Below are 19,599 nucleotides of genomic sequence, written 5' to 3'. Positions count from 1 at the left end.
TGAACCATGAGTCAGTTTTTAATAGCGGACGATCATCCGTTATTTCGTGAAGCACTAAAGGGCGCACTGAGCGCAAAATTTGAGGGTTTAGAGGTTTTTGAATCATCCGATTTTGACAGCACACTGCAAGTGTTAAGCGAGCAAGAGGATCTTGATATATTACTGCTAGACCTTCACATGCCAGGTAATGGTGATTTATATGGTCTTATTCGTATTAGAGAAGAATACCCAAGCTTACCTATTGCCGTTGTTTCGGGTAGTGAAGACGTGAACATCGTTTCTAAAGTAATGGGTTACGGCGCTATGGGTTTTATTCCTAAATCATCATCGTCTGATGATATTGCCAGTGCAATTAACCAAATACTTGAAGGCGATACATGGCTACCAAAAGAGCTAAAAAACAAAGTAGCTGAAATTGAAGGTGAAGATAGAGAAATAGCAGCGCAAGTTGCCTCATTAACGCCTCAACAATACCGAGTGCTGCAATATCTGCACGAAGGTTTACTTAATAAGCAAATTGCTTATGAACTACACATATCAGAAGCGACAGTGAAAGCACACATTACAGCCATATTTAGAAAACTCGGTGTGTACAATCGTACCCAAGCCGTTTTAATTGCCGCTAAATTAAAGCTCGAACCAATAGAGCAGGCATAATTTACATTTAAAAAGTTATTAGCTTATTTATGAGCAAAAAAATGCCAGCAACAATGCTGGCATTTTTTATATGTAGAATAATTAAGCAGTTGGATTAATGCTAAGAAAACACCACGGTTTTATTACCATTAATAAATAGCTTATGCTCTGAGGCAAGTTGAAGTGCTTTACAAAACACAGTCTTTTCAACATCTTTGCCCATTTTAGCCATCATTTCGGCGGTATTCGCATGTGTAACGCTGGTTACATCTTGCAAAATAATAGGACCTTCATCAAGCTCATTATTAACAAAGTGAGCGGTAGCACCAATAATTTTTACGCCGCGCTCAAATGCTTGATGATAAGGTTTAGCACCTATAAATGCAGGCAAAAATGAGTGATGAATATTAATTATTTTACCTTCAAACCGACCCACAAATTCAGGACTTAAAATACGCATGTATTTGGCAAGGCCAATAATGTCAGGGTTGTAGCTGGCAATTAAATCGCCTACCTTTTCATCATGCTCGCTACGGGTTAACCCTTCGTGCGATACAACATGAAATGGCACACCAAACCCTTTAGCTAGCGGCTCTAAATCAGCATAGTTAGCAATTACAGCGAGTACTTCAATATTAAGAGTTTGTTCAAATTGCTTTAACAGCATACCACCTAAACAATGAGCTTCTTTAGTTGCCAGTAAAACTACTTTAGTTTTTGCGCCGCAATGTAGCGCAAGTTTAGCGCCTTGTGGCAACAGTGCGCGTAGTTGATCTAAAAAGTCGCTTTGTGGCTCGCCTGTAAGCTCTGTACGCATAAAAAATCGCTGCGCGTCTTTATCTACAAATTCGTTGTTACGCGTAATGTTTAAATTATTTTTATGGCAAAGGCCTGTAATTTTAGCTATTAAGCCTACATCATCAGCACATTGGGTGGTTAGTATATAGCTCATTGTCCTCATTCTTACCCTGTAATTAATCCTTTCATTATTTGTGTTTTGGCACATAAAGCAAGGGCTTTGTGAACTAATCCAATATTAATCATGTTGTTGAGTGCAAAAGAGGTCATAAAGTTAAAAAGTATTGAATAGAGGTTAAAAAAAATGCCACCTAAGTTAACAAGGTGGCATTAATAAACATTATCTAGGTTTGAGGTTAATTAACCCTTGGGCTCGGGAGATAAGTTTTCTTCTTGTCTTAAATACCCGGCAGCTTCTTCATCATCTTTCGCTATCGCTTGCTGAGTAGGTATAGCGCGCGTTTGTTGGTTTAGTTGATGTATTTGTGACGCATTACCTAAATCACGCTCACTGGTGATTGAGGCGATAGATTCGCGGTCTTTTAAGAATGCAATAACGTCTTTTTTGATTGCTTGTAATTGTCCTTCGTCTTTATGCATTTCCATAATGTGGCGAGGATGTTCAAGGTTTTTCATACCTGTTGCAGCAAACGTAGTAGAGATAACACGAGAAACAATAATCCAAGGCGTTATGCTACTGCGTACTAAAGTATTTTCTGAGCGGGTGCTATCGTGAATACCAGTACCTGTTGATATTTTAGACTCAGTAAAAGTGCCTTCACATTTAAAGTACACAAGCAGTGACTCAAATTGCATTTCTGCAAAAAATAGATGCGCTGTGTTTGCAAGTAATTGCGCAAATGCTTTAATAAGTATGCCTATTAGCAATAAGTGAAAGCTTGTCATTAATAGCTCACTAAATTGAATAACATGTTGGTTATTAAATGCTTGTTTAAAACTATTAATATTTGCCGCATCAATGTAATGGTAAATATTAATAAACGAATATGCTAAAAATACAGTAAATGCTAACGCTACAATATAAAGTAAGTTACCGCTTACCAAAGCAAGTAATCTCGCGAGTGTAAAATTTTTACCTAAGTCCATTGAGTGCAGTTTAGGCTGAATCTCTTGGATCATTTCACCTTTAAAACCGCCTTTACCTTCTATTTGTTCTTGAAGCTTAGGGTCTAATTCTCTGTAAACTCTGTTAGGTACTTCTTTATAACGACGATTAGCCATTACTAGGTTATCGAGGTTTATGAAAATCTCGTCTGGATGAACAGACTCTTGCCAGTTTTCACGTAGTTCAGATACTTCAGCTGAAGGGGTAACTGAATTTAAACGCGCTTTAATCATGATAAAAGCAAGCGCACAGCTTAGAGTTGCTAATATAATAATTGCAATTAAGTACATTCCAGCATGAAGACTAGGCAGTTGCTCAAGCCAGCTATCTATTTCTTGTTTACTAATGTGCTGCTCTTTCATCAACCATGACATAGAAAGACCAATAGCGATGGGTAAAATAAAAGATAAAGAAATAATTTTAGCAAGCGCACCAGTACCAAGTGCTTCAATATTCTTTTCTGCATTTCGAGAGATAGGTTTACCTGTAGAGCGCCAAGAAAAAAGCACGTAAAACATTAATATTGCACTATAAACCGGAAATGCTAATTCCCCAGCTTCACCGGTAAAGCCCGACAAAGATACAAATGCAACAAGGCCATAAGCAATAAGGGCTACAAAGGTGCTTACCCATGAGCCAAATAATCGCTGGGCAACATTTCGAATAGGATATGGTAGAAACAATAACTTAGGGATTAAGCTGTGAAGTAAGCGTGATAAAAAACCATTAGGCTCTTTAAATGTACTGTTTTTACGACCAACCAGCATTTCTTCAAGTGATTGCGCTGTGTAGGCTACTTCTTTTTGTTCTTCTTGAGCGGTTGATGCTTGCGATTTACTGTAGTTATAAGCAAGTGAAGTTGGGTGGTTTCTACCTACAAAGTATTTAAGTGTTGCATAAATACCTGACGATAGTGAGCGAATGCCGAATGCTAAAATAAGCATGCCAAACACCATTAAAATCCAACCTGCGGTTGTATCTTCTTTCACAGAGCCCGCAGCAATAACAAGTAAACTAATACCTGCTATAGACTCAATGAGTCCTCTTAATGCTGTTACTTTACCTTCCAGTTTGAAGGGGTTTTTTAGTCCAAGATCAATCGATCCATAATCAAAAGCCATTGAATTCTCCATTTAAACAGCACCCCAATTGCGGGGGACAAAGTGTAATTAATCTGAACTTAGGATAATAAATCTATCTCAAGTAGCTTTATTTTAGCGCTAAGTGCATCGAGTTTAATCGTAATAGACTTGTTGCTGGCGCGTAAGTTAGACCTACTTTTGCGAAAACCTAAATAGAATTATTAATATATATTAAGTATTTATAATTGTTGTTAGTTTTTTATTATATATCAATAATCTTGTTCAGTTTAAGGTTATTTTAAAGTGATACATTTTATATTCCGACGCATGCTTAAATATAACTGGAGGGTTAATGAAGCTAATTTATGTAGACGATAATTTACCAGGGATCACTCGTAAACTTAAACATAAAAGTTGGCTTTACTTTGATCCAATCGGTAAGCAAATAAAAGAGCAAAATGTGATTGATCGTTTGAATGGATTGGCATTTCCGCCTGCCTATAAAAACGCCTGGTTTTGCCCAGAAGAAAACGGGCATATTTTAGCGACAGGATTTGATAGTAAGGGGCGAAAGCAATACCGCTACCATCCTGAATTTAGGGCGCAACAAGAAGCAAAAAAATACCAAGCATGTGGAGTATTTGGTAATAAACTCCCTTTGTTAAGAGCGCGTTTAGAAACAGACTTACAAGGCGATGAACTTAATATTGAGCGCACTTTAGCAGCAGTTGTAAGACTTATGGATTTAGGTGCGCTGAGGGTAGGTAACGAGCGTAACGTAAAGCAAAATAAAAGTTTTGGTGCTACAACATTACGAACACGCCATGCAAAACTCACGGGCAAAAATATTCAGCTAAAATATCGTGCCAAGTCAGGTAAAGAACGTGAAGTAAATATAACCGACAGGGTGCTTAGCCATGTTATAAAAGACTTACAAGATTTACCCGGGCAGCATTTATTTCAGTATATAAATGAAGGTGAGCGCACAAATGTTACATCAAGTGAAATAAACCAATACATTCAGCAAATAATGGGTGAGGAGTTTAGTGCAAAACACTTTAGAACTTGGCGAGCAAGCGTTATTGCATTCAAACAATTAGCAAAAGCTAAAGGGGCGCTTAGTTTAAAAAGCATGCTTGATAGCGTATCTGAGCAACTTGGTAATACTCCCGCTATAGCACGCAAATCTTATGTGCATCCCGATTTAATTACGCTGTGTAAAGAAGATGAAGATACTCAAACTGCGTGGAGAGAGTCCCTTTCATTACCACGAAAAACAAAGTACTTGAGTCGTTATGAACGTGGTTTTTTAGCTTTTTTAAACGATTAATTGCCATAGCAACTTTACACACTTGAGCATATTAATTACATATTCTCTAGTTTAATTTATTAACTTTTAGAATAAGGGTTTTTAAAAAGTCATTAAATTTCAATTGTTTATTTTGAAACTTTAATTTGGCATTACCGTTGCACCTCCAGAGTACTACTTAGTGGTAAGTACAAAAGCATTTATCAACGATATTTAGCGAGGAGGTTCACAGTGAAGGGGTCATTTTCAAATCAAGCGCATACTAAGGCAAAGGGTTTTACTTTAATAACTGCATTGTTTATTGGCATGAGCGGATTATGCTCAGCACCAACACTCGCTGCCAATGAGCTTGAAAGTGTGGTACTCGCTAACTCTTCACTAACTACTTATAACTCACAAAAGTACATGCAAGCTGATGACACCTACTACTTTGACCAATATTCAGCGCAGTTAATTGAACGTACAGAAAAAGCCATTAATTGGTATCAAGAAATAGTTAACAAAGGTGGTTTTACACACTTATATAACGATGAATTGCTTGAACTAGGCAGTAATAATAAACAGGTGAGCTTACTTGCACAGCGTTTATATCAAGAGCGTGACTTAAAAATTAACGTGTGCGACGAAGCTATATGCACGTTTGATAAAGATATAGAGCAAGCTGTTAAGCAATTTCAAAGCCGCCATGGTTTAAAAGTTGATGGCCGAGTGGGTAAGCGTACTTTTGCATCGCTTAATGTGCCCGCACAGCAAAAACTCGATAAATTAAAACTTAACTTTTATAGAATAACTAACTTTGCAGGCGCAAGTGATGAGCAGTATGTGTATGTAAATATTCCTGAATACAGCTTACGATTTGTAAAAGCGGGCGATGTAAAATTAAAAAATAACGTAATTGTAGGTAAACCAAGTTGGGAAACACCTGCATTTAGCGACGAAATAGAAAAGTTTGTAGTTAATCCTGAATGGCGTATACCCACCTCAATTGCCACCAAAGAAATTGCTCCAAAGGTAGCCGAGGACCCTGACTATCTTGTAAAAAATAATATTGAAATTAGAAAAAACAGCTACCTAGACTCACAAACTGTTAATCCAAGCAATATTGATTGGGATTCTATTAAGCCGTACCAATTTGATCACTTTTTAGTAAAACGTGCTGGTGAAGAAAACCCCCTAGGGGAAGTTAAGTATTTATTCCCCAATGCCGAAGCAATTTATGTTCACGATACGCCAGCAAAGCACCGCTTTAGCCAAGCAAACCGAGCCTTATCGCATGGCTGTATAAGAATAGAAAAGCCTTTTTCGTTAGCGCGTGAAATTATTAAGTACGAAGGAGAAGCGCAAACACTCAATAATATGGACAGCGCACTTGCTCAAAACAGTACTCAGACGTTTTATTTAGATGAGCCTCTTCCTATTCATTTAGTTTATTGGACTGCATGGGTTGACGAAAATAAGCTGGTTAACTTTAGAGATGACATATATCAACGCGATAAAAAAGCACTATTAAAAAATGATGAACAGTCGGTGATTGCCGCTTTGTTAAAAAATAAATAATGAGAGGGTTTATGCAATTTATTCATTATATTTCTATCGCCATATTTACAATTATATTTAGCAATAGTGTATTTGCTGCCGCGCCTACAAAGCCTGCGCATCAGGTAGTTGATATAAAAAACAAAGCCAACTTTGAAGATGCAGAATTTAGCCTAAAAATTAACGATATAGTTATGCCATATTCGGTGTTTTCAGTATTTGTAATGCCCAAAGAGCAAGTTGAGTTTGAAGTGCTTTTTGCGCAATCAAAAAATGCTTACACGCTAATTAACACTCAAGGGAAATCTAAGCTTACAGACACCAACCGCTGGCAATGGCAAGCACCCAAAGAGCCCGGTTTAACAACGGTAATTATTGAGTCGCCCGATAAAAAACAGCGTATGAAAATCAACGTATTTGTAAAAGTACCGGCAGACAATGTTGAAGGAGGAAAGCTCAAGTATTACCACATTGGGCACTATCCTAAACCTTCACAGATTAAAGACGCTTCACACTACATAGTGCCCGATGGCTTTGTTAAGGTAACGCCTGAAAATGAAAACGTAAAAATATCACCTCACTTTTCACTAAAAGAATTTGTTAGTAAGCAGCGAAGTAAGTACCCAAAGTATTTATTTTTACAAAATAAGTTGCTACTTAAACTAGAAAAAATACGCAAAGAACTGATTTTAGAAGGTATACCGGTTAGTAATATGGTGGTTATGAGCGGTTATAGAACTCCGTACTACAACAAATCAATTGGCAATGTAAAACTTAGCCGACATGTATTTGGTGATGCTGCCGATATTTTTATAGATAATGATGGCAACTACCGTATGGATGATATAAATAATGACGGTAAGCATTCAATTGGTGACGCTATAGTGATGGCCGATATAGTGGAGTCGTTAGCTAGACGTGAATCATTTAAAGGTTTACTAGGTGGTTTAGGTATTTATGGGCCTAAGTCGCACAGAGGCGCATTTATACATGTTGATACGCGTGGTTTTAAAGCGCGTTGGGTGAGTAAATAATTGCAACGGCTACCTCATTTAGCATAAAGCTAAACTAGCTAAGTTTAATTGTACAAGAGATTAGCTAAGCCAAGGTAGGGGAGCTTGGTTTTTGTAAGCCCTTTGTTTTATAAACATTTTATACATTTACTGAGCTAGTCTTTTTTGCTTTAAACTGAGGCGCTTATATGAGCTATAAACATGGTGTGTATCAGCCGTTTTCCAATAATTAATTATTTTAATTTTGTACGAAAAGCTTTAAATATAAAGGCTGCATAAGCAGCCTTTATATCATGCTATTGCAGCATAAACGTTTCGTATTCTAAATCTTCAAATTGTTTAGAAAGCCAAAATAAGCCAACAACAGAGGTAATAATAGTTGAGAGAGCAAAGCCGTAACCATAAAACTGCGGTCCAAAAGTAATTGATAACAAAGTTAAAACAACGTTTATTACCAAAAATAACCCCGCTAAAAATAGCACTGTTGAGCGTTTATCTAAATAAAACAAAATATTTAAAATAGATAAAAATATAACTTGTACGCCTACACCTACTACATCAATAAATAAAAGCGTTTTATAGTTTGGATCAATACCAATAAAGGTAAGTATTTGCTCGCCCCACAATAATAAGCAGGCAACGGTAATACCTTGAATTTTAAATATATCGTATAAACCGGCACGTGCAGTTTGGATCATATTATCTTTTAAATAGTAAATCTCTTCTAACGATGAACCCTCTCGAATAGCTGTGTAAAAACGGTCGTATTCTTCTACAAAGTCGGTTTCCATTTTTACTAAAAATACTGCCATACCGGGAATAATAGACAAATAGGCTAAAAATATAGGTAAGTCGTAAATTGGGCTGGCTCTTAACGTGCCAATAATCTGAATTGATGTGCTTGGTGAATACCAAAAAATGATTTTATCAGCCCACACACCAATGTTATAAAACAGACCACAAAAGAATAGGCTGTAATACACTTTTTTATTACTTAAAAAGTCAAAGCTTATAAGTTTTTCACCTGGGTAGCGGCGAATAATCATAAACAAAAAGCTAAAAAAGAGTAGAGCTTCGCCTGCAAAAAACGCAAAAAATAAGCCGTCTAACTGCCAGTCTCTTAATAAGTATGCAAGTAATACCATAAAGGCGTAACCACTTAGCATAGTTATTAAAATTAACCGGTATTCTTTCATACCTGATAGAAAAATAGCGCCAAGCCACTGATTACATAAGCTTACAAAGGCACCTAAAATTATAATCTTAGTAACAACAGGTATAGGGAGCATAGGCCATACAGCCAAGCCTACCAATAGCGCGGCTATTGTTGTTATAAGCTGTGCACCGAGTAGATTAGGCAGTACCTTTGCCTCTTCTTTTTGAAAAAATAAATCGGCAATAAATCGAGTTAGTAATAGCTGCAAACCACCCGTTAAAATAAGTGAGGCGGCCATCATGTAGGTAACAAGCGTTAAAAATTGAATAATAAGTACTTTAGGTAATACAATTCCTAAACTTAAAATACCAATAAGCATTAACGCTACAATAGAGAGCAGCCAAGGGCCTGAGCCTATTAAACCTGCGTAGCCGTATGCTTCAAAAACTGAGAGCAGGGTATTTTTTTTGAGAATTTTCCGTATCTCAAAACCTATTCCAGCCATGCTATTGTGTCCTTATAAAGTTTATCGTAACGGGCAAACATGTGGCTCTCGTCATAAAATTTTTGTACGCGGTCTAAACCACTTTTTTGATACTCAAGCCAAGTTTGCTCATTTGTTAGCATGTTTGATATTTGCTTTGCTGTTTCGCTCGGAGAAGCAATTGGGACAACTTCACCGGCTTTACCTAACGCTCTATCTTCATCGGTTCCGCCTTCGATTATTTCGCGGCACGAGCCAACATCACTAGCAAGTACAGGCACACCAGCCGCCATTGCCTCTAAAAGCACTAAAGGCTGCGCTTCAGAAATCGAGGTTAAAGCTACAATTCCGAGCTGAGGCAAAATTTTAGTAATATCTTGCATACCTAAAAACTTAACACTGCTTTGTAAATCAAGGCTGCCTACCAGTAGCTCACACTCTTTGTAGTATTGTGGGTCTTCTTCGAAAGGGCCGATGATCCAGCCTTCGACCTCTGGTAATATCGATTGCGCTTCTTTAATCGCACGTATAAAGGTTTTAATATCTTTTATAGGCACTACACGTCCAATTAATCCAACAACCGGTGGTATCTGTTTTGGACGCTGATCAAGCGCTTCAATAAAGCGCACTGTTTTAATGCCATTAGGCACAACAAATGCTTTTTCTGGCGCTGCACCATCTTTTATTTGGCGCTGCCTGTTACCGTCGTATAGCGAAATGATCTTATCTGCTTCTTGGTATGTTGTTCGGCCAATTTGCTCAAAAAAGCTGATCCACATTCGGCGAATAAAGCCCATCTCGGTATTTAAGTTTTTACCTAGGCTTTGTTCTGACTCTTTGATCCAACTGGCTTGAATAAGATCTATTTTTCTCTCTTTGGTGTAAATACCATGCTCGGTCAACAAAAAGGGAGTATTACTTATTACACTGGCGCCGGATCCTAAAATACCCGCATACCCGGTAGATATTGAGTGAATAAGTTTAACTTTAGGAAGCCCTCGTGCAATTTCGGCTATTTTAAATAGCGGCTTATATAAATTGCGATATGACCAAAAAAAGTCAATAAAAGAGGATTCATCACAAAAAGTTGAATAATAATTAGTGAGTACTTGCCATGACGATTCACTATATAAAAAGTCGGCTTCGTTAATACCGTCTTTTTTAGCTAAAGTTTCAAATGCAAACTTTAGTAATTCAGTCGGGATTGGCTCGTTACAATCTCTAAAATAATTTTGTAGTTGCTGCCAAAAATCAAAGAGTTCTTTTTTATATTTAACCCCGTGCTTAGCTTTTATTTCAGAGGTATCATTTTGTACTAAATAATGAATATGCAGCTTGGTAACGTTTTCAGGCAAGGTATATTGAATATCGCCATAATGCTCTGGCGCTCCACCTATAAAAACAAGCTCAAAGTTATAATGAGGTAACCCTTCTATTATTTGATGGACCCAGCTAGATACGCCACCACGCACATAAGGGTAAGTACCTTCTAAAAGCAGTAAAATGTCTGCATTTTTGTTACTCATGCCAATACTCCTGTAAATGACGTAATTCACTGCCCTTAGGTTGTTCTGGGAGTTCTTTTAAGTAGCGTTTACAGTCGTCAAACTTGTTCATACAAAAGGCAACTTCGGCTTTATAAGGGAGAACATGACGCCTTGCCATGCCCGACTCAGTTGCTTTGAGTAGGTACTCATGGGCTATTTCGTATTTGTTTAAGGCTAAAGATATACGGCCTAAAAATATAAAAGTTGCAGGTGTTTTTACGTGCTCAATACTTTGCTGTGCAAGTGCTTCGGCTTTTTCTAAAACGTATTTACGAAGCGCACCTTGTGCTAAACCTAAGTAGCTAAGTTCCCAATAAAGTTCGGCTAGTTGTTTTTGTAAATTACTTAACTTTGGCTGCTTAGTCGTAATGGCTATTTCTTGCTGGTACAAACTGATTTTCTCGTTGAGTTTGGTTTCTTTACCATCAAGGGTTGAGTAGGCGAGTAGGCGAATATCATCTTCTAAATCTTTAAGTGCTAGCTTTAAAATAGGAATAGCTTGTGAGTCACTCATGTGACGAGCCGCCATTACGGCACTTAGACGTTTATTTGGTTCACTCGCGTGCTTCAAAATTGCTTTAAGTCCGCCCATAGAATAGGTCGGGTTTGCTGATATTGCTCTGGCTTCAAAAGGAAGCTCAGGTATTTTATGCTCTTCAATTTCTATATCATCGTTTTTGAGTGGTTTACACAGAGCAAACGTAAGCGCTACTACAACGCCTATAATTCCAAGTACAGGCAATGTAAACAACAATAAAAACATGAGTAGTAAAGAGCTATAAGGAGTCGTTTTGTATTTTTTAGGTATCAGAAAATAGCTAACAAAAGCAAAAAGGATGCTAGCAATAGCATGCAATAGTATAGCTAAAAACCAATCAGGTGTTTCCAGTACTTCTATTAGTGCAAAGTACTGACAAATACACCCTAAAATAGCCGCTACAATAATTATAATCATGAAAGTGAAACCAATCTCTTTATGTCATCTGAGCTTATTGGTAGTGCAAGTTGTTGCTCAATAACAATATCAAGCTCAGCTAAAGTGCTACCAGTGCGCTCTTTACACCAAGTGTTCATTCGGGCAATAAAGCCTGCTTTTTCAAGTTCATCAGCTAATGGCATTAATAGCAGTAATATCTGATTTTTATCATCATATAAATAAATGTCTAAACCACGACGGGCTTCACTTAAATAACTCATAAGTTGAGTCGATTTATCAGTAATATTGTTGGCTTTTATTTTTAGTAGCTGCGAAGGAATGTTGTATCGTTTTGCTTCTTTATTTGCGCGCTTAACTTGGCGAATAAAGTATGGAGACTCTTCATACGTCATTACTGGGTTTGTTATTTCATGACGAAGTAAATCGCCTATATGCCCAGCCATTACAGCAAGTAATGTTAGAGTTGTATTTTTAAGCGCAAAAAATTGTATTCTTTCAACCAAAATAGCGCCGTAAATAGTATTGTTTACATCGATAAGTGGGATTGCTATATGGTATTTACTTATACCCGATGATGCTTTTTCGTCTTTTACCGATACTAATTCTTTTTCTTCGATCATTGCTAATATAAGAGGATCGTTTTTAGCTATTTGACTCATCTTACCTATAGAGGCAAGTGGTGGCTCTAAAACACTGTCGTTTTCAACTTTATACAATCCCGCTCTTTCTAGCGAACCGTACTCAACAAATAAGTCGATTATTTTTTGCGCTGCGCTATCAAGTCTTCTTTCTTTTAATAGCCCGATAGAGGTTCTTACTGCTTGTAGTGATTCACGTAAACTTAACGTATGCCCAGCTAGCATTTGCTCAATTCTATCGTGAGATGAATTAATTAAATGATACTGACGAGTAAATGTTTCAAGACGATCTGTTACGTACTCAAGCTGAATACTTTGCTGTTGATTAGTACGCTCCCACACATCCCTAAATTCGCCTGTGATCATAATTACAATAATGTAGCCAATCATAGCGTTAATATTGAAGTCGCTTTGCGGTGATAAAATATTTGCTTGAAGTAAAAAAAGTTGGCCAACAAGCAAACATAAAATACTAATAAAGCCTTTTGAAAAGCCATAGCGTAAAGAAACTAAAAGAGGGCCAAGTACAGGCCACGAAAACCCTCCCTCAGTCCAAAATGGGTCCTGTGCGTTAAATAATACAGGCAGCCCTAAAGCAAGCGCGGTAAATATAAATACCTCAGCCCATATTTGTAGCTCAGGAACGTCTCTTGGTCTAAGGAAATGTGTTTTCACTCACTAACCTCTATATAAGAAATTAAATCGGCAATCACATCTTGTGCTGTTGCTGCAATGCTATCGCGGCCCCAGCCACTTTTAGCAATAGTACCTGTCCAAACTGGTGTGGTTTGTCCATTTACAGTGAGTGATAATGTAAGTGCAACAACAGGTTCGCCATCAAGGCCTGCTTTATAGCGCCACTCTTCAATGCTGCCTGTTAGTACATAGTCAGCTTGTTGAGTGCTTAACCATTGCATAGCATTGTCTAAACGGTATTGATCATCCAGCGGTGGAAGCTCTTTGCTGTTTACGCGAGGTGCACGTATAAGAGTTGGTAATTTATTTTGTTGCCAAATGCTGGCTAAAATATCTTCAGCACGCTCACCGGCAAGCGGTGTTTGAGCATGATTAACAAGCGGCATTAGTGCCACTGTTTTTGAAGGGCTAAGCTCTATATCATCAGCAACTCTGCTGGTGGTACATGCTGATAATAGTAATACCAAACACGGTATAATTAAACGAAACATACTCTCTCCTAACATTAAAAATGTACGTAATAACCTAATTGTAATTGTGTATCTGAGTTACCCACTTTATTACTACTTTGGTAACCCAGCTGTAATTTAAATAAATCATCGCCCAGTACAGACCAACCAGCGCCACTTGAAACTGATACATCTACTGTATCGTTAAGTGTTTGATAGCCAGTACTTATATCAAATAACCACGAAGGGCTTGCGCCTAAATAAGGAGGTTCTAATGAACCAGTTGAAGCAAATGAGGTCCCTAGTGCAAAACGTCTAAATGGTTGAAGGTCAACTCTTAGCGGTCTTCTGCTTGCATCTGTATTTATTAATGCATTAACACGTTCAAAGTCTTGCCATTGCGCACTAAAATAAGCGTTCCAAATTGGGCGGTCTTTTAAAATGCTGTATTGGTAACGAGCATTATATTCTTGGCCGTTTATTAGTGAGCTGCCATCGCTTCTTCGAGAAAAAGACATCGCTGCTGCTGATAGCTGTACGTTTTGTCTACCATCAATATTGTAGTTAACATAGGCCGTGGCTTTATCTAGCTGAGCATAGCTAAGTAGTGCTTCTGATTGGCGGTTTTCAACATTATATTCAAGCTTTAAACCTACCTGTGTTCGTGAATCCCATTGATAACGAGAGTCCAAGCTAAGACCTTGGCGGCTAACTAAGCTACCTTGGTGAGAATCTATTTTTGCATCAAAATACCAACGACCAAAGGTCATTTTATCTTCTATCGCAAACAGTAATCCGTTGTTATCAAGATTTTGCTGATTACTTAAACTTAATTTCCATTGCCCATTAGCATAAGGAAAATAAACGTTTACATCGTACTGGCTACTGTTTAAACCAGCCTCTGGCGATAGGTTTATTTCAAGCGCTCTAAAATAGGATGCGCGTGCATTTCTGAGTAAACTCAATTGCGATTCATTTGCCTCGCCAGTGAGTTCTTCGTACCAACGTTGCATGGTGGCATAGGGTTGTTTTAAATAGAGTAGGGCGTTTAGCTCATCTAATTTGCTTAGTGAACCTTCAGCTATAAGCTGTTTCGCTTTATTAAATTCGCCGTTGGTCATATAAAGTTGTAGTTTTTGCCATGGCTCTAATTTTTGTGCAGCCCTGCGTGCTAACCACCAGTTTGTTTGGGGCTCACCAATAGTGTCGGGGGCAAGTTCTTCCATTGTGTTTAATTGCATTAAATGAGGAACAGCCATCGCGCCCGCCCAGCGGAACATTAAGCCTCTGTATGCATATTTATCTTTAGGTAAGTGTTGCAGTAAATAGTGATTAAGTTCAGCAGCATTTGCATAGTAGCCAAGTTGTTTCATTACATCGGCTAAGTTAACCAGTGTTGTTAAGTCACTTGGCTCTGCAATGGCTAATTTACGCAAATAAAAGTAAGCACTGTTATATGATTTATCATAAATAGATAAGCTTGCTAATAGCTGGGTCCACGCATAGGAAGGATCGCTTTGAGAATAGCGAGCTAAAATGCGGCCAATCATTACAGTGTCATGCATTTGCAGCGCTAACCAACCTTGTGCAAGCACAACATCAGAGTCATATTCGCTTAATTTAGCAGCGCGGTTTAAAGTTGTATAAGCTGAATTTAAATCACTTTGGTTTTGATACCAATTTGAAAGAATTAACCAAGCAGGATAGAGAGCTTTATTATATCGTTGTTTATCAAGTTCAGCATGAATACGTGCAACTGATCTAGCATCATTTACTTGTGTGCTTAATAATGCAATTTGAATCAATTGACGGTCAGTTTGCGATTCACTTTTCCATAAATAATCAAGAAGCTCCTGAGGCCTACCTTCAAAGCGCAATTGTTGGTAGTGCAGCATGTCGCCTACGCTTAAAGGGCTTATTTGTTGTAACTGCTCTAATGCATATAGCTCATGAGCTTTGTCTTGGACTCGCATTGCCATGTCTACATTGGCACTCCAAAACTCATCGTCAGAACTTTCATGTTTGTTTTTTAGTACTTGCAGAGCTGTAGAAAAGTCATCTTCTAGCCAAAATGCGCGGGCAATCCAAAGTAAATCTTCTTCATTTTTAGGCCCTTTATATGTAGGCCACAAAGCTCTTAATGCTTTTAAATTACCAGTATCGTGAAGTACTTTTGCTTTCCAATATTGTGATAACGCACTTTTACCATTTATTTGCTCAAAGCGTTCAATATTATTTAACTCTTGCTTTGTGTTACCAATAAATTCGTTAGCTTGCATCCAATTAGCAAAGCCATTTCCTTTTAGATTTCTATTTTGGGCTTTATATTCGTATATATCATTAGCATCTTGGTATAAATATAAAGCGGTGGCATCGTTAATACTATCGGTAAGCATCGCAGGGGTTACGGCTTTGTTAGACATTAGCCATTTAAACTCTCGAAGTGCCTCTTTAGGCTTATTTTGCCAGCGCTTTATCTTCCAATTTAATAAATGTAGCTCTTTGTCATCTGGGCTTTGTAGTAATAGCTTTGCAAGTAATTGCTCAGCCCCTTTTGCATTTCCATTTGCTAAACGCAGGTGCATTGCTTGTGTTAAGTACTCACTGTTATTTGGGTCGGTCTTTAATAAGCTTTCAATAGCTTGAGCTGCATCTTCTGTGTTGCCAGCCAAGTTTGCTAAATAAAGGGTGCGTTTAACATCGGCTTTGTCACCGTAGGTGTTCCACCATGCATAAGCTTGAATCGGATTATTTGCGCCAAGTGCAGTTTCAATCGCTTTAGCTGCAATGTCAGCATTTATATTTGTTTTATAAATAGCGAATGCTTTGTCAGGTTCCCCTGCGCTTAACCAGTAATCGGCTGCAAGGAGTGGCTGTTTATTTTTTTGATAATACTGAGCAACTTTTGCGTTTAACCCAACGGCTTTTGCAATAGTCAGTATTTGTTCGTTCCAATTTTTATGAGCTCCTATTTTTAATGATAGCTCTTCAAAGCGGTCGTCAACTTTAGCACCACTTGCTAGCCATAATGAGTAAAGCAGCTTTATTTCAAGTGTTGCTTTGCGCTCGCCTCTAGGTAGCTTTTCAAGCTCGTTAGTGGCTTGTGAATACTCACTAAGCCCTATATGTAGCTCAACCAATTTTGCGCGAAGCTTTTCGTTGTCGGGCTCTGCATTGAGTGCTGCATTAAGATAAGATTTCTCAAAGGTATAATCTTGTGAAAGTGCATCATCTTCAAAAAATAAGGTATGGGGAAATAACGCATAAAGTGCAAAACAACTTACAGCTAGTATCGCTAATATTGTTTTTATAGAAATTAACTGAGGGCGCTTTTTAGTATTCATTATAGAGCAGATCCGTTGCAGTTAAGGTAACCATAAAAGTCACCTGTAGGTATTTTAAAATGTGTTAATTTACCCCGGTTAATACCTTTGAAGCGCTCACCCAAATTAGATACAAATTCGCAAGAGCGTGCATTAATTAAATCAAGTGAAGCGGGCACCCACGCTTTAAAACTAACCGGTCCGTTAACTTGCCAGTTATCAATAACAACATTTGCAGATGCTAAATAAGGTTTTTTACTATTTTGGCTATGATCAAAGCTAAGGCGAGCTATGTTATTTATAATATGTATGTAGTCACCTTTTTCAGTTACACCAGATACACCTTCACTTTGAGCTATGTTTGGCACATCAAAATCGGTAGGTATGCGCAGAGTACGAATGTACTTTGAGCTAAATAACCATTCATTATTACTGTTTTTTGCAAGTGCAGAAAAGTAAAAGTCTTTTGCTACTTTTGCATAGTGGCTTAAATGCACCGGTGTATTTGGCCTTGCTAAAACATAATCAATGTTGTGTTTAAGAGCGTCTAAGCCCGCAAGAACTTCGCCTGAGTAAAAGTGATAATAAATAGTGTAAGGCTTTAACCTATATGGCTTTTCTGTTATTTCGAATGTTTCGGTTAAACGTCTAAAGCCGTAATAAGGGCCATGCCATAGGTTTGTGTAAACATTTTCATTTAATATGGGGGCGTAAATTTGATACAGCAAATCTCTTTCAGGGCGACCGATAGGGGAGATGTGAGAAAGGCTTGGGTTATCAGCATTTACATCAGTGTTACCACCGTTGACATTTAACACACCAGCGTCACGAGCAAGTTCAAGTGCTTTTGGGCCAGGTGTTGCATCACCAGACCATAGCATCATTACTGTTTTTTTATTTTTAGGTGCGAGCTTGTCATTAATGTACTTTATCGAGTCGGTAATTTCTTTGTTAAGGCTAATTGTGTTGTAGCCAGGCACGTCTAGATGAAAACCGTAATCTGTGTCGTCTTCATCTATTTTTTTTTGCCCAGATAGTGCTGTCCAAAAATAGGGATGACTATAAGTGTGTGAAGCAACTTCTACGTAAGGCAGGTTAAAAATACTACGCGCAATGCCTTCGAGTTTGGCACTTTGTTTAGAATGAATACCGCCTTCTTCAATATCAGCTTGGATCACTGATGACGTTAACGGTAGTTTGTAGTGTTTAATTATTTCATCTCGAATTACTTCTGCTGAATAAGGCTTACCTGCGTAGTGGGCAACACTTGTAAATCCATCTCCATCGATATGCAAAGTAAGCATTCGCCTGCCGCTTTCGGTGGTTGTATCTGGCACTAATATAGGTGGTAATCCCATTGCTTGAGTAAGCAATGTACGCGGATCAATAACCCATTTGCTGCCTTCCATCGGAAATGTATCAATTAGCCAAGGAGCAACTACGACTGCACCATATTTAGTTTTAGCAGCTTGTACAACTATTGTGTCATCCGATGATTTTATTGTAATTAAAGGAGTCGCATCAGTTGATAATTTGAGTAAGTATGGTTTAACAATAGGGGGAGGTGTTGTGGACTCCCCTTTAAGCCAAGGTGCAAAGCTATCTTGTTTATATGGACCTTCAGGTAGTGTGTTTAACGACTCAATACCTAAGCTTAATAATAATTTAGTTGATTGTGGTAACTCGCCTAAAATAAGCTCTGGCACCAGACCTAAATTAGCTTCAAGCCAATTGTTTAGTGTTGGTGTGTAAAATGCGTCGCTTGAGGTCCACGAAATAATACCAGCATGTAAGCTAGGATCAACTAACGGTAAATCGCGCTTTGCCATATCTATGTAATCAGGTATATACCCCAAATACTCAATCATGGTCGCAAGCTTTAAATGTACGGTAGTGTAAATGAGTGGCTTAACGTTACTGTTGTACGGAATGAGGATGCGTCTTGGTACTGGTGATATAGTTGATGTACCCCATGTTTGTAAGTGCCCATCAGTTACCCAGGGAATAAAACCTGCCTGTTTTATTTTTTTCGCCATAGCAAGACGGTTGTCAGGCTGTGCATAATCAATAACTTGTACTTTAAAACCAAGCTTTTGTGCCATTTTTAATTGTGCACTTAGCCAAGCTTGATCGTTCTCGGTGGTTAATTTGTAGCTATTATTGATTGGGTTGTAATGGCTATATAAACCTTCAGCCACTAAATCACTGGCTAAACCAGTAAGTCTAGGTAGTAACTCAAAGCCTCGGTTGAGGATAAGGTGTTTATTAAACGTGCCAGACAGACTTTTTATAATTGCGACTAAGCCATTTTTTTGTTCTGATTTACTGTGCTTGTCATCTAAAAGTTGATAGCTGTCTAGAGTATCTAAAAACAAGCCACTGAAGCCTCGTGCTTTTAAAGCTGCTGCGTTATTTTGCACACGTTGTTGCCAATGCGTAGATGTTAAATCGGCAATGTGACTATTCCAGTTAGGGTTAACTACGAGTGAGGACTCACTTTCAATAAACGACTCACCAACACTTAAATAAGCATAAACAGCTATGTTACGCTGTTTAAACCAATTGAGTTCGTGCTCAGTCACAAGGTCAGGCTGAACTACAACGCGAGAATAAAAGGTCATTTCGGCTAAGGGCATCGGCGCTGAGTAGTAAAAAGCGATACTATTATTTACAGGCGTTGCTAATGCGTGTGCCGACACTAAAAGTGCAAGGTATAAAATATACTTCATTAATAATTCATTTTTATTAGATTATAACTGTGGCTCAAAGTGATGTGTTCCAATTTCGATCTAGTTGTTTGGTATTAGGAATATAGGACTATTATATGTTAATGGAAGTTTAATATCCATATATTCATTATTTATATGAA

The 19,599-nt window shown here is 38.0% G+C and carries 13 protein-coding genes; 4 read left to right on the top strand and 9 right to left on the bottom strand.

From position 1 onward, the window contains the following. The first annotated feature begins 6 nt into the window (after positions 1–6). Positions 7–657, top strand: a complete 651-nt coding sequence (locus JG479_RS12350) for a response regulator transcription factor (RefSeq protein ID WP_002958948.1) — start codon at positions 7–9, stop codon at positions 655–657. Positions 658–757: 100 nt separating this feature from the next. On the opposite strand, the gene purU is transcribed toward JG479_RS12350, so the two are convergent. Further along, positions 758–1,588, bottom strand: coding sequence for a formyltetrahydrofolate deformylase (purU, locus tag JG479_RS12345; protein ID WP_002958947.1), 831 nt, complete (start codon positions 1,586–1,588; stop codon positions 758–760). Between the two features lie 206 nt (positions 1,589–1,794). After that, positions 1,795–3,681: a hypothetical protein gene (locus tag JG479_RS12340; protein ID WP_197121281.1), complete on the bottom strand. Its 1,887-nt coding sequence runs from the start codon at positions 3,679–3,681 to the stop codon at positions 1,795–1,797. A 313-nt stretch (positions 3,682–3,994) separates the two neighbouring features. On the opposite strand from JG479_RS12340, the gene JG479_RS12335 reads away from it, so the two are divergent. The 3 genes from JG479_RS12335 to JG479_RS12325 all read left to right on the top strand — a co-directional run bounded on the left by JG479_RS12335 (position 3,995) and on the right by JG479_RS12325 (position 7,521). Continuing rightward, positions 3,995–4,972: a DNA topoisomerase IB gene (locus JG479_RS12335; RefSeq protein ID WP_200219420.1), complete on the top strand. Its 978-nt coding sequence runs from the start codon at positions 3,995–3,997 to the stop codon at positions 4,970–4,972. Positions 4,973–5,182: 210 nt separating this feature from the next. Further along, complete coding sequence (locus tag JG479_RS12330) at positions 5,183–6,508, top strand: L,D-transpeptidase family protein (RefSeq protein ID WP_200219419.1); 1,326 nt, start codon at positions 5,183–5,185, stop codon at positions 6,506–6,508. An 11-nt stretch (positions 6,509–6,519) separates the two neighbouring features. Next, the gene (locus tag JG479_RS12325) at positions 6,520–7,521 is read left to right on the top strand and encodes a D-Ala-D-Ala carboxypeptidase family metallohydrolase (protein WP_200219418.1); all 1,002 of its coding nucleotides are present in this window, start codon (positions 6,520–6,522) and stop codon (positions 7,519–7,521) included. 275 nt (positions 7,522–7,796) lie between these two features. Here JG479_RS12325 and pelG read toward each other — a convergent pair whose 3' ends face one another. Genes pelG through JG479_RS12290 form a run of 7 tightly spaced genes read right to left on the bottom strand, consistent with a single transcriptional unit; the run spans position 7,797 to position 19,459 of the window. Next, complete coding sequence (gene pelG / locus JG479_RS12320; RefSeq protein WP_002958942.1) at positions 7,797–9,161, bottom strand: exopolysaccharide Pel transporter PelG; 1,365 nt, start codon at positions 9,159–9,161, stop codon at positions 7,797–7,799. Further along, positions 9,149–10,666, bottom strand: a complete 1,518-nt coding sequence (gene pelF, locus JG479_RS12315; protein WP_200219417.1) for a GT4 family glycosyltransferase PelF — start codon at positions 10,664–10,666, stop codon at positions 9,149–9,151. The genes pelG and pelF overlap by 13 nt, the downstream gene beginning before the upstream one ends. Continuing rightward, entirely contained in the window at positions 10,659–11,642 is a 984-nt protein-coding gene (locus JG479_RS12310; RefSeq protein ID WP_033020714.1) for a HEAT repeat domain-containing protein, read from the bottom strand. Before JG479_RS12310 ends, pelF begins: the two co-directional genes overlap by 8 nt. Further along, a complete protein-coding gene (locus tag JG479_RS12305) occupies positions 11,639–12,937 on the bottom strand; it encodes a PelD GGDEF domain-containing protein (protein WP_200219416.1) in 1,299 nt (432 codons plus the stop codon). Before JG479_RS12305 ends, JG479_RS12310 begins: the two co-directional genes overlap by 4 nt. Then, entirely contained in the window at positions 12,934–13,449 is a 516-nt protein-coding gene (locus tag JG479_RS12300; RefSeq protein WP_002958938.1) for a hypothetical protein, read from the bottom strand. The genes JG479_RS12305 and JG479_RS12300 overlap by 4 nt, the downstream gene beginning before the upstream one ends. A 14-nt stretch (positions 13,450–13,463) precedes the next feature. Then, complete coding sequence (locus JG479_RS12295; RefSeq protein ID WP_200219415.1) at positions 13,464–16,751, bottom strand: tetratricopeptide repeat protein; 3,288 nt, start codon at positions 16,749–16,751, stop codon at positions 13,464–13,466. After that, positions 16,751–19,459 carry an endo alpha-1,4 polygalactosaminidase gene (locus tag JG479_RS12290; RefSeq protein ID WP_200219414.1) on the bottom strand — a complete coding sequence of 903 codons (2,709 nt, stop codon included), beginning with the start codon at positions 19,457–19,459 and terminating at the stop codon, positions 16,751–16,753. The genes JG479_RS12295 and JG479_RS12290 overlap by 1 nt, the downstream gene beginning before the upstream one ends. Positions 19,460–19,599 lie beyond the last annotated feature (140 nt).

It is taken from the genome of Pseudoalteromonas sp. LC2018020214 (assembly GCF_016598755.1).
GTDB lineage: Bacteria > Pseudomonadota > Gammaproteobacteria > Enterobacterales > Alteromonadaceae > Pseudoalteromonas > Pseudoalteromonas distincta.
The sequence above is the reverse complement of the archived record's forward strand: the minus strand, read 5'-3'. Positions and strand labels throughout refer to the sequence as shown.